Source organism: Flavobacterium enshiense DK69, from assembly GCF_000498495.1.
GTDB classification, from domain to species: domain Bacteria; phylum Bacteroidota; class Bacteroidia; order Flavobacteriales; family Flavobacteriaceae; genus Flavobacterium; species Flavobacterium enshiense.
This window is the reverse complement of record NZ_AVCS01000028.1, coordinates 122,163-134,677: the sequence shown is the minus strand read 5'-3', so window position 1 is coordinate 134,677 and position 12,515 is coordinate 122,163. Positions and strand designations below refer to the sequence as shown.

Annotated in this window: 12 protein-coding genes; 9 read left to right on the top strand and 3 right to left on the bottom strand. The window is 38.2% G+C overall.

The window, feature by feature from the left end; translation table 11 throughout:
- Window positions 1-174 precede the first annotated feature (174 nt).
- A complete protein-coding gene (locus FEDK69T_RS13885; protein WP_023574811.1) occupies window positions 175-315 on the bottom strand; it encodes a hypothetical protein in 141 nt (46 codons plus the stop codon).
- Window positions 316-502: 187 nt separating this feature from the next.
- Between FEDK69T_RS13885 and FEDK69T_RS13880 the strand changes: the two genes are divergently transcribed.
- The 9 genes from FEDK69T_RS13880 to FEDK69T_RS13840 all read left to right on the top strand — a co-directional run bounded on the left by FEDK69T_RS13880 (window position 503) and on the right by FEDK69T_RS13840 (window position 9,724).
- A complete protein-coding gene (locus FEDK69T_RS13880) occupies window positions 503-754 on the top strand; it encodes a 4a-hydroxytetrahydrobiopterin dehydratase (protein WP_023574810.1) in 252 nt (83 codons plus the stop codon).
- Between the two features lie 179 nt (window positions 755-933).
- Window positions 934-1,557 carry a TetR/AcrR family transcriptional regulator gene (locus FEDK69T_RS13875; protein ID WP_035630446.1) on the top strand — a complete coding sequence of 208 codons (624 nt, stop codon included), beginning with the start codon at window positions 934-936 and terminating at the stop codon, window positions 1,555-1,557.
- Window positions 1,554-2,807, top strand: coding sequence for a TolC family protein (locus FEDK69T_RS13870; protein WP_035630447.1), 1,254 nt, complete (start codon window positions 1,554-1,556; stop codon window positions 2,805-2,807). The genes FEDK69T_RS13875 and FEDK69T_RS13870 overlap by 4 nt, the downstream gene beginning before the upstream one ends.
- A gap of 16 nt (window positions 2,808-2,823) precedes the next feature.
- Complete coding sequence (locus FEDK69T_RS13865) at window positions 2,824-3,726, top strand: HlyD family secretion protein (protein WP_023574807.1); 903 nt, start codon at window positions 2,824-2,826, stop codon at window positions 3,724-3,726.
- Window positions 3,727-3,728: 2 nt separating this feature from the next.
- On the top strand, window positions 3,729-4,685 hold the full coding sequence (locus FEDK69T_RS13860) for an ABC transporter ATP-binding protein (RefSeq protein WP_023574806.1): 957 nt from the start codon (window positions 3,729-3,731) through the stop codon (window positions 4,683-4,685).
- The gene (locus tag FEDK69T_RS13855) at window positions 4,675-5,418 is read left to right on the top strand and encodes an ABC transporter ATP-binding protein (RefSeq protein WP_051385153.1); all 744 of its coding nucleotides are present in this window, start codon (window positions 4,675-4,677) and stop codon (window positions 5,416-5,418) included. The genes FEDK69T_RS13860 and FEDK69T_RS13855 overlap by 11 nt, the downstream gene beginning before the upstream one ends.
- A gap of 35 nt (window positions 5,419-5,453) precedes the next feature.
- Window positions 5,454-6,560, top strand: coding sequence for an ABC transporter permease (locus FEDK69T_RS13850; RefSeq protein ID WP_023574804.1), 1,107 nt, complete (start codon window positions 5,454-5,456; stop codon window positions 6,558-6,560).
- Window positions 6,557-7,681 carry an ABC transporter permease gene (locus tag FEDK69T_RS13845; RefSeq protein WP_035630448.1) on the top strand — a complete coding sequence of 375 codons (1,125 nt, stop codon included), beginning with the start codon at window positions 6,557-6,559 and terminating at the stop codon, window positions 7,679-7,681. Before FEDK69T_RS13850 ends, FEDK69T_RS13845 begins: the two co-directional genes overlap by 4 nt.
- A gap of 273 nt (window positions 7,682-7,954) precedes the next feature.
- On the top strand, window positions 7,955-9,724 hold the full coding sequence (locus FEDK69T_RS13840; RefSeq protein WP_035630449.1) for an ABC transporter ATP-binding protein: 1,770 nt from the start codon (window positions 7,955-7,957) through the stop codon (window positions 9,722-9,724).
- Between the two features lie 155 nt (window positions 9,725-9,879).
- Here FEDK69T_RS13840 and FEDK69T_RS13835 read toward each other — a convergent pair whose 3' ends face one another.
- Entirely contained in the window at window positions 9,880-11,784 is a 1,905-nt protein-coding gene (locus FEDK69T_RS13835; RefSeq protein WP_023574801.1) for a M56 family metallopeptidase, read from the bottom strand.
- Between the two features lie 5 nt (window positions 11,785-11,789).
- Window positions 11,790-12,149 carry a BlaI/MecI/CopY family transcriptional regulator gene (locus FEDK69T_RS13830; protein WP_023574800.1) on the bottom strand — a complete coding sequence of 120 codons (360 nt, stop codon included), beginning with the start codon at window positions 12,147-12,149 and terminating at the stop codon, window positions 11,790-11,792.
- Window positions 12,150-12,515: the final 366 nt, after the last annotated feature.

Sequence of the window (12,515 nt, the reverse complement as noted above, 5' to 3'; positions counted from 1 at the left end):
ATCTTTTATTGTTTTTATCATCATTTTTTGGTTTGTAACTCAAAACAGTTATGTTGCTAAATTGGAACTTCGATTTCACGACTGAAAATTTCTGCATTGTTTCATTTTTTGCTTTTTAAAGAGCAATATCAGTTTTGTAATCTCCAAGATGCTTTCTTTTTTATACATATTCAATTACCTCAACGCTCTTGTAGTCACATAATACCGATAAGCGATAATTACTTTTTGCCATTTTTTTGCTTTGGCTAAATCCAGTTGTTGTTTGGTAAAACTTGGCAAAATCAGTTTATTTATTTTAGCTAAAACTCTGAACATAAGTGGTTTGTTTCTTACAAAGTTATGAAAAAAGTCAGTACGTTTGAAGAAGTTTTTTTGATCTTTACAGAGGAATAGGCTACAGTCTGACTCATAATCTGTAAATGCAGAAATCAAAAAAATGTTAAGCCAAATAGAATTTTGCGTATCTTTAATTTGAATAACAATAACTTAAATCGGAACTCTTATGGCAGCACAAAATCAATCGGAATGGGAAGAGATAAACAACAGTTTGTACAAAAGTTTTCTTTTCAAAGATTTCTCAGAAGCCTTTGGTTTTATGACTCGGGTAGCGTTGACAGCCCAGCAGCTTGACCATCATCCTACGTGGACCAATACCTGGAATAAAGTTGAAATTTGGCTGTCCACACATTCCGCCGGAAATATTGTTACCGATAAGGACCGTGAATTGGCTTCGAAAATTGATCTTCTTCTCTAAATCATTTTTAAGGAAATGACATTGCGATAGGATTACCTGTTTTTCCATTGAGTTATTTTTTATCTAGCTATTGTTCTGCATTTCAGTAACTTCCATTTAATCATTTGATTAAAATACTTGATTAAACCCTTCAATTATTGGCGGAATATTCTTAACTTTAAATACAAAATGAAATGACTATGCAGGTAGAACATTCTCATACAGATACCAATACCGAAGAAAAAATCATCGCTGCAGCCCGAAAAGTCTTTCTCAGCAAAGGATTTTCAGGAACCAGAACCCGTGATATCGCCGAAGAAGCCGGCATAAACCTGGCTTTACTCAATTACTACTTCCGAAGCAAGCAGAAATTATTCGAGCTGGTAATGCAGGAAAAAATTCAGAAATTACTCGGCAGCCTGCTCCCAATATTCAACAACAACGCTACTTCCCTTGAAGACAAGATTGCATTGATCGTTGACAATTATATTGAAATACTTTCCGAAAGTCCCGATTTACCCATTTTTGTACTGAATGAAATCCGTAAAAAGAATTTTCAGATTGTTCCCAAATCCGATTTAGGGACAGTGATTATGCAATCCTCATTTATAAAACAGTTACAGGAAAGGCGTACTGACATCAATCCGGTCCAGTTCCTGCTGTCGATACTTGGAATGATCATTTTTCCATTTGTTGCCAAACCCTTGCTGGACTATAATGGTCTGGCAAAGGAAGACATTTTTCTTTCCCTGATGCAGGAACGTAAAAAACTGATCCCCGTTTGGGCAGATGCAATTTTAAAATCAAATGACGTAACAAAATGAAGCAGCTCATACTCATTTCACTTCTTTTCATTTTCAGCCTGCCAGCAGTTGGCCAGATAAATATTGACACCTGCCAAAGTAAAGCAAAAGCCAATTATCCGCTAATTAAAGAATATGAATTGATTGCAAAATCCACAGAATACACCCTGTCAAACGCCAATAAAGCCTACTTGCCCCATATCAGCATTACAGGTATCGGAGGGTATATCATAGGAGGTTTGCCCACTGTTTCAGGACCAGGACAATTAGGGAATGAACCAAGTAAATTTCAGCTGATTGGCATCGGACAAATTAATCAGACCATTTGGGATGGCGGCGCTACCCGTTCCCAGAAAGATATTGCCAAAGCTAGTGCCGAGGTTGAAAAAGCATCCGTTGATGTTTCGCTGTACAGCATCCAAGAGCGGGTAAACCAAATTTATTTTGGTATTCTGCTGATAGATGCCCAACTGAAACAATTGGAAATCCTCACCGAAAACCTTAATCTAAATCTTAAAAAAGTTAAGCTGTCAAAAGAAAATGGCCTGGCCTACCAAACTGATGTGGATGAAGTAAAAGCCGAGGTACTCAATGTGGAACAAAAGAAAATCGAATTCTATTATACCCGCAAAGGTTATGTCGAAATGCTTTCGCTCCTGATTGGTGAAAAACTTAATGACTATGTGAAACTGGAAACACCTCTTATATCAAATTCGGCTGAAAATATGAATAATAACCGTCCTGAATTAAACCTGTATGCAAACCAGTTAAAATTAGCCGAAGCACAATCATCCATGAACAAGGTAAACAACATGCCTAAAATAGGACTGTTAGGCGCAGGTATTTTACTGGAACCCGGCATCGCTTTCGGAGCATCAGATTTTAACAGTCTAGCCGTTGTCGGACTGAGTGCTTCCTGGAATACGGATGGGATTTTCAGAAGTTCCAATAATAAAAACCTAGATAAAATCCGCATGGAAAAAATCACCAATCAGCAGGAAACTTTTTTGTTCAACAACAAACTGGAGCTCAATCAGGCCTCAAGCGCCATTGAAAAGCAAAAAGCCATTATCACTAAAGATGATGAAATTATCCGTTTGAAAACTGCCATAAAAAAAGGGTATCTGACAAAATATGATGCCGGCATGTGCTCCATGAACGATGTAATAAATGCTGTGAATAAAGAAAGTGAAGCACTGAGCAACAGAGATTTGCATAATATCCAGTTACTAATGAGCTTGTATGATCACAAAACAATTAACGGAAATTAATTTAATATCAAAAACCATGAAACGCAAATACTTCTTCTTAAGCTCATTACTGTTTAGTATCATGCTGTTTTCATGCAATGATAAAGATAAAGAATTTGATGCTTCCGGAACTTTTGAAGCAACAGAAACGATTGTCTCTGCCGAAGCTAACGGGAAAATACTGGAGCTGAACATTAACGAAGGAGATATTCTCAAAGAAGGTCAGCAGATTGGTTACATCGACAGTACGCAGCTGCATTTATCAAAACTCCAACTGATGAAAAATCAAAAGTCAATTTTATCAGGACGTCCGGATATCACAGTTCAATTACAATCTCTGGAAAGGGAAAAGGAAAGTGCGCTAAGTGACAAGAAAAAAATTGAGATACTGGTAAAAGGAGATGTGGCATCCCAAAAACAACTGGACGATGCCAATACTAAAATCAGAGTGATCCAGTCGAAAATTGATGCCATGAAAAGCTCGTTATCCACCACAACTTCTTCGCTGAATGAACAAGGTGGCGGAGTAGGTATACAGTTGGAGCAGATCAAAGACCAATTGCGCAAATGTAACATTACCAACCCTGTGAATGGTACTGTTTTGACCAAATACGCCAATGTTTTCGAAATGGCCAGCATCGGAAAGCCGTTGTACAAAATAGCGGATCTTTCTACAGTTTTGCTGCGGGTGTATATCACTGGAAACCAATTACCAAAAGTTAAGCTCAACCAGAAAGTAAAAGTGTTTACAGATGATGGCAAAGGAGGTTTCAATGAAGCTTCAGGAACTATCAGCTGGATAAATGACAAGGCTGAGTTTACCCCAAAAACCATTCAGACAAAAGACGAAAGAGCCAATATGGTCTATGCCATAAAAGTAAAGGTTGCCAATGATGGCACTTACAAAATAGGGATGTACGGAGAAATAAAACTTCAGTAGAAATGATTGATGTTCAGTTAAACAATATTATCAAAACCTACAACAAAGGAGAAATAAAAGCCGTGAATGATGTTTCCTTTTCTGTTGAAAAAGGAGAATTGTTCGGTTTGATTGGTCCTGATGGTGCGGGAAAAACAAGTATTTTCCGTATGCTCACCACATTGCTGCTTCCAGACAGCGGATCAGCTACTGTCACCGGTTTTGATATCGTAAAGGACTATAAAAAAATACGTCAGCATGTTGGGTACATGCCCGGCAGGTTTTCACTTTATCAGGATTTGTCAGTGGAAGAAAACCTAAACTTTTTCGCTACGGTATTCAATACTACCATCGAAGAAAACTACGATTTGATCAAAGATATTTATGTTCAGATTGAACCTTTCAAAACCAGAAGGGCCGGCAAACTTTCAGGAGGTATGAAGCAGAAACTTGCCTTGTGTTGCGCCCTTATCCATCGTCCGACCGTTCTGTTCCTGGATGAACCTACAACAGGCGTTGATGTGGTTTCCCGTAAAGAATTCTGGAAAATGCTGTATAAACTGAAAGAACAAAATATTACGATTGTCGTTTCTACACCTTACATGGACGAAGCTAAATTGTGCGACCGCATAGCGTTGTTGCAGGGTGGAAAAATAATGTCTATTGACAAACCCGATCTGATTATTCAAAACTTTCCCAAACCCCTGTTTGCTGCTAAAGCTAATAATATCTATAAGTTGTTACAGGATTTGCGATCGGATTCTGAGATTGAAAGCTGTTATGTTTTTGGTGAATTTCTACACGTTACACTTACTTCGAATGATGACAGCGAACAAAAGATAGGAAAAATAGCTGTTAAATATAGCCCTGAGGGATTAGAAGTTAAAAAAGTAATCCCCGCCATTGAAGACAGTTTCATCCGTTTAATGAGAGAGCAGGGAAGTAGTACGGAATTAAAAGAAACAACCGATGGAAAATAAAGCAATCATCTGTAAAGATCTTACCAAACGCTTTGGCGATTTTAAAGCCGTGGACAGTATCAGCTTTGATGTTAACAGAGGTGAGATATTCGGCTTTCTTGGCGCTAATGGCGCAGGTAAAACAACTGCAATGCGTATTCTTTGTGGTTTGTCTCATCCTACATCCGGTGAAGCAACAGTAGCCGGTTTTAATGTATACAAACAGCCGGAACTAATCAAACAAAACATCGGCTATATGAGTCAGAAGTTTTCCTTATATGACAACCTTACTATCCTCGAAAATATTGAGTTTTATGGAGGCGTGTATGGTGTTTCCCGTCCTGATATCAGGCAGCGTAGTGAGGAACTTGTTGAAACATTAGGATTGGGAAGTGAAGCAAAAAAACTGGTAGGTTCACTGCCTCTCGGTTGGAAACAGAAGTTGGCGTTTTCAGTAGCTGTTTTTCATCGACCCCAAATTGTATTCTTGGACGAGCCTACCGGGGGTGTTGACCCTATTACAAGACGTCAGTTTTGGGAAATGATTTATAAAGCAGCTGAAAACGGCATTACGGTATTTGTAACTACCCATTATATGGATGAAGCCGAGTATTGCAACCGCATCAGCATAATGGTGGACGGGCGTTTGGAAGCGATGGACAGCCCTGCTAATTTGAAAAAACAGTTCAATGTACATTCTATGGATGATGTTTTTTTACAACTCGCCCGTGGCGCTAAAAGATCATCAGATTAATGGAGAACTGACAATGGACAATCGATAATTGAAAAATGAAACAATTATTAGCATTTATACGCAAAGAGTTTTACCACGTTTTCAGGGATAAAAGAACCCTGCTGATTCTCTTCGGACTTCCGATAGTACAAATAGTGCTTTTCGGATTTGCATTGAGCAGTGAGGTAAAAAATATCGGCGTTGCTATTCAGGATAATGCCCACGATGTACGTTCTCATGAGATTATCAACAGAATAAAAACCAGCTCTTATTTTCAGGTAAAAACTCCAATAATTGGTTATGATGATATTGAAAATCGTTTTAAAGAGGGTAGTATAAAATGTGCCGTAATTTTTCCTTCCAACTTCGGGAACGATATTTTCCGGACAGGCGGGGCACAAATTCAGGTTATTGCCGATGCATCAGATCCAAATACTGCAACTATTTTAACCAATTACCTGACGGCTATCATCAATAATTATCAGCAGGAACTCAATCCAAACACAAAACTTAATTACCAGATTGTACCACAGTTAAGACAGCTTTACAATGAAGAGCAAAATGGATCACTTAATTTTATTCCCGGAGTAATCGCTCTTATTTTTATGATTGTGAGTACGGCGCTTACATCTGTTTCTATCGTTCGTGAAAAAGAGTTGGGTACGATGGAAATATTGCTGGTATCGCCTTTCAAACCCATAATGGTTTTGATTGCAAAAGCAATTCCTTATCTGGTCCTGTCGCTTGTCAATTTTACAATCATCCTTTTGCTTTCCGTTTTTCTGTTGAAAGTAGAAATAAGAGGCAGCCTGCTATTGCTTTTTGCCGAAAGCATCTTGTTCATTATTACTTGTCTTTCGTTAGGTTTGCTGATTTCAAATACTACTGACTCCCAGCAAACCGCAATGCTTACTTCGATGATGGGAATGATGCTGCCGACAATGCTGCTTACGGGTTTTATGTTTCCTTTGGAAAATATGCCGTGGATATTCAGGGTTATTTCTCACATCGTTCCGTCAAGGTATTATTATGCCATTGTAAAAGCTGTAATGCTGAAAGGATTAGGTTTCAGCTATGTATGGCAGGAAACATTGATACTGGCAGGAATGTCATCTGTGCTGCTGACAATTGCATTGAAAAAATTTAAAGCAAGATTATCGTGAAAGTGCTTAGTTTCATATTACAAAAAGAATTCCGCCAGATATTCAGGGATAAAATCATACTGGCAATGATGTTTGCTGTACCGACTATTGAGCTGATAATTTTGCCGCTTGCAGCCAATTTTGAGGTAAAAAACATCAATGTGGCTTATATAGATCATGACCATAGCTCCTATTCTCAAAAACTCATCAACAAAATTGCTTCTTCAGGTTATTTCCGTATAATAAGCAGTCCGCTTTCCTACAGAGAAGGATTAAAATTTATTGAAAAAAGCGAAGCCGATTTGCTTTTGGAAATTCCGCCGGACTTTGAACGAAATTTGGTTAGGGAAGGTAAACAAGATGTGAATATTTCAGTTGATGCTATTAACGGCACTAAATCATCGTTGGGAGGTGCTTATTTGACATCAGTTATTATGGATTTCAACAGTAACTTAGATGTAAACATCAAATCTCCCAAATCTGTGATTACAGGATCTGCGGTAAAGATTGGTGTGGCTAGTTCCAACTGGTACAATCCAAGGGCAGAATACAAATACTACATGGTGCCTGGTATTTTGGTGTTACTGTTGACTCTGATTGGCGGTTTTATAACGGCACTCAATATTGTTCGGGAAAAAGAAATTGGCACGATAGAGCAAATTAACGTGACCCCCATCAAAAAATGGGAGTTTATACTGGGTAAGCTTATACCGTTCTGGATTGTGGGAATGATTGTCTTTACTATGGGCTTAATCGTAATGTATTTGCTTTATGGCATTTTTCCAAAAGGTTCTTTATTTGTATTGTATCTGTTTGCGGCCGTTTACCTGATCGCATTGTTAGGTTTAGGATTATTTATTTCAACTCTCGCCAATTCGCAGCTGCAGTCAATGTTCATCGCATATTTCTTTATGATGATTTTTATGCTGATGAGCGGATTTTTCACTAGTACTGACAGTATGCCGGATTGGGCCAGAAAGTTTTCCAACTTCACACCGGTTACCCATTTTATAAAGGTAGTACGGCTGATTGTTTTAAAAGGAAGCGGATTGAAGGAAGTCGGAATAGAACTGTTATACCTTATGGGTTTTGCGGTTGCATTAAATGGTCTGGCCATATACAATTACAGAAAAACCAATTAACGTAAGATTTTAATAATTTTCATTATAATATTCAGCTTTGATTTTATGAAAGATATCCTTCAAAAGGTCACAGCGATAAATCAGTTTAAAATAGAAAAATGTTTCTGGAAATTGTGGTGTATGACATCGGTATCTAAATAAAAAAGACCGTTATGAAAGCGATCGGCTGCTCAGTCGCAAAAAAACAATCCACAATAGATAAAAAGAATAATGATAATCCATAATGAAATGATATAGTTGTAATTTTGTATTCTTTCTATTACTATAATTTCAATGAAAATACTATATACCTATATTAAGCAACATAAACTGCTTTTGTTTTTCGCCCTGTTCTTAGCTGCAATTAATCAATGTTTTTCTTTATATGACTCTATCATTATTGGTAAATTATTAAACCAATGTGGAGTGGGAGTAGCTACTTTTAACAACAATCAGCCGGCATTTATTAAAGCAGTTTTGGGTTGGCTGACCTTATCGCTAGGTGCTGCAATGATGTCTCGAATCGCTAAGAATTTCCAGGATTATTATACCAATATTATCATCCAGCGTACTGGTGCGCATATGTATACTGACGGGATTCAAAAAGCGTTGCAGTTGCCATATCAGGATTTTGAAGACCAACGTAGCGGGGAAACCCTCGGCAAACTCCAAAAGGTAAAAACCGATTGCGAGAAGTTTATTACCCTGTCAATCTCCATGGTGTTTCAAACGATTATCGGGATAATTTTTATTGTACTCTACGCTGTTAATATCCATTGGTTGTTAGGGCCTATCTTCTTAGCAACCGTACCTGTGATCGCTTTTATCAGTTCTTTTCTGGGGAAAAAAATAAAAACCGTTTCACGCCAGATATTGGGTGAAACAACCGCCCTTGCTGGTGCTACAACCGAATCATTGCGCAATATTGAACTCGTAAAAAGTTTAGGGCTTACCGACCAGGAAGTTAACCGACTCAATGCCACAACTGTCAAAATTTTAGGCCTTGAATTAAAGAAAGTGCGTTTCATCCGTTCTCTGAGTTTTATACAGGGCACCACCGTACATTTTATGAGAACCACTTTGGTCTTTGCATTGTATATGTTTATTTTCCAGGGTGTCATCAAGCCAGGCGATTTGATTACATTGATGTTTTTCTCTTTCTTTTTGTTCAACCCGCTGCAGGAATTAGGAAATGTGATTGCGGTCTATAACGAGACCAAGGCCTCTATGGATAATTTCAGTGGTTTGATGAATGCCAAAAGCGAAGAGACACCTGTACATCCGAAAACAATCGGCGCTATTACCCAATTGAAATTCTCGAATATTTCATTTAAACACCAAACCGCTTCCACTTATGCGGTTAAAGATATTTCATTTGAAGCCAAGGCAGGGGAGACCATCGCCTTTGTTGGGCCATCAGGAAGCGGCAAAACCACTTTGGTTAAGATGCTGGTGGGATTGTACACACCTGAGCAGGGCACTATTTATTACAATGGGATTAACGCCTCAGCCATTGACCTTACCGAATTAAGACAGCAGTTAGGTTTTGTGACTCAGGACGCACAGCTGTTTTCGGGGACGATTAAGGATAACTTATTGTTTGTAAAACCTACGGCTACAGAAGAGGAACTAAATGATGTGTTGCAAAAAGCAGCCTGTCAAAATTTACTCGAGCGTGCAGAGAACGGTATCAATACTACCATCGGCGAAGGCGGTATAAAAGTATCAGGTGGTGAAAAGCAACGTTTGTCCATAGCCCGTGCGTTGTTACGAAATCCGAGGTTGTTGTTATTCGACGAAGCTACTTCGGCTTTGGATTCGATTACCGAGGAAGAGATAACAAAAACTATCCGCAGCATCTCTTCAAAACAAGACCAGATTACGGTACTGATTGCCCATCGTTTGTCTACCATCATGCATGCCGATAAGATATTTGTTTTGGAGCAAGGCAAAATCATTGAGCAGGGCAAACACCTCGATTTATTGGAGGAAAAAGGCTTGTACTATGCCATGTGGAGACAGCAAATCGGGGAAAGAGCACATCATAAGGACGCAGCTGTGTAAAAGTAATGTCTTCCGCTGAAGTTTAAATAAAAAAAAACCGCCATATACATGCCGGTCTTTTTAAATTTGATTTTCTCCGCTGCGCTCCAATTAATTAATTTTCTTAATATCAAATGCCTCGGGTGATGATGATTGATGATTTGCGGTATTAATGTTTATTTTCGGGCTTTAGCCGCTTCTTTTGCTTTTTCTGCTTCTTCCAAAGCTTTTTCTCTTTCTTCTAAAGCTTTTTCTCTGGCTTTTAAAACTTCTTCACGATGTTTCATGGCCTCTTTTCTAGCTTCCATAGCTTCTTTTTTTGCCTTTTCAATTTCAGGACGTATTCTTTCAATTTCAGCCTTGGTTTCGTCGGTTATTTTTTTGATGTCGATGGTTTCAACAGTTCTTTTTGTTTTTCCGTCTTTTCCTTTGGTTACGATAACGATTTTTTTGTCTCCGTCGTGGATTACTTCCACTTCCTGATCGGTAAACATAACTTTATCTCCTTTTTCACCTTTAGGACCTTTAGGACCTTTTGTGCTGTAAACATTAACCGATTCTATGTCGTTTGGATCCATCGCATAAGCGAATTCTTCTGTTACTTTTTCACCATCAACCCAAACTTCTTTTTTATTACCGTTTTGTTTTACAACAACAGTTTTTTTCATGATTTTAGGTGCTCTTGGCGCTTTAGGTGCATCGGGTGGAGAAGGAACGCCTTCAAAATCCGGAGCATCTGGCGGGGAAGGTGGAGAAGGATGATCAAAATCAAAATCATTCGTCCATTCAAAATCATGATCGTCTCCATCAACGATTACCTGAATGTCTTTTTCACCGTCTTCACTGATGTGTTTGATTCGTTTCACTTGAACCAAATCAGATTTTTGTTTTCTGAAAAAATCTTTTGTTCCGATTCCGAAAAATTTGTCACCACCAAATTCTTTTACGATTTGGATAGGTTGGATTGGTGTCTTGCTGTTGTATTGAGAATCAGCAGAATTACCTTCATTGTCTTTTACTTTTATTTTAAGTCCGGTAATTTCACCGCTGGAGTTTCTTTTGATTTTGGATACTTTTAGGGTAATGGCAAAATCATTTTTCAGCATTTCAGCATCTTTTTTGATTTCGGCATCCGTGGTGTTTTTGTCAATTACCACAGAAACAACTTTTTTGGATTCCTGACTTTTTTCTGCCACCGGATTTGTTTTTTCCTGAGCCAGCACTCTTGTCTGAAACTGGAACATAAAAAAGGCCAGCAATGGAAGTACAACCAAATACTTCCAGGAATTCTTCTTGTCTGATTGATTTTTGTTTAACATGACAATTCGTTTTTTGATTAATGATTGATAAAATGGATTGGTGATTGCAATGCATTGCGACTGCATTGTTACTTTCAATAAGGTTTTCTGGTAACTTTTAACGTCTTCTATTTTTTTGGTGGCTTCGGCATCGGCAATAAACTCAAGGTTTTGTGCGATGGCTTTTTTGTACAGCCATACAATCGGATTGAACCAGAAGGCAATACAAAAGATTTGTGCCACAAGCATGTCCAAGGAATGTTTCTGGGCACTGTGCACTTTTTCATGGTGCAGAATGTTCTCCAATTCTTCCTCTTTCAGTAGGGCGGAATTATAAACGATGTAATTGAAGAAAGAAAAAGGTGATTGGACTTTTTCAGTATCGATTAAATAGAAATCACTTTTTTTAATGGCTTTCGGTTTCTCGATAATTTGCTTTATGGCAAAACAATCGATGGCGAATTTTACAAGGAAAACCAAAATCCCTATTCCGTAAACAGTTGCCAAAACCAAAAACCAGTCAATTTCAAAGGTTGGCTCCTGTACCGGAACGTAATTTGCCGGAAGCGCAAGCGTACTGTAATCATAAACAGGAGCAGGATCTACCCAAACTATTTTGGTATACGTCACAAACGGTAAAGCTAATGAAGTAATCAACCCTGCCAGTAAAAACCAGCGGTTCGAATTGAAAAATGTTTCTTTTCGAAGGTAAACAAAGTAAGCGAGATAGAATATTCCCATCAGGGCACTTACTTTCAGCAGATAAATTCCAAAAGCTTCCATAGGCTTTATTTTTTCTGTTCGATCATTTCTAAAATTTCGCGTAATTCTTTCGCACTGATTTTCTCTTCTTTGGCGAAAAAGGAAACCATACTTTTATAGGAGTTATTGAAATAATTTTCAATAGCAGTGTTCATAAAACCTTTGCGGTAGTCTTCTTTTGTTACGATAGGGAAGTACTGGTGCGTGTTTCCAAAGGCATTGTGCGAAACATAACCTTTCTCTTCCAGATTACGGATTATCGTAGACAAGGTGTTGTAATGCGGCTGATCTTCCGTAATTTCAGCCAAGACTTCTTTCACGAAAGCTTTTTCCAGCTTCCATAAAATGTGCATTACTTCTTCTTCTTTGTTTGTTAACTTTTGCATGATTGATGTTTTTTAAATGGGCGTTCCCACAAGGGTCGGGCTTTCGGCTTTATCTTTTGTTCCACTATGTTTCACAAAAGGATATCGCCTCTATCCCTAACGCAAATTAGCTGCGTAGATTTTATTTGACAGCCACCGGCTGTCCTCCTCTTAATATCAAATCTAACGCAAATGTGCTTACTAACTCTCAAGCACATAACAAACGTACAACTATATTTTTAGTTGCGCAACTATTTTTTTAGTTGAGTAACTAATTTTATAGTTTTATTAACAGATGCTTTTTTGTGCCTGCATTTAATATTTTGTATAAGGTACTGATATTCAATGAAAAAACCCCGACGAATCGGGATTTCTGCGGTAGGGCTT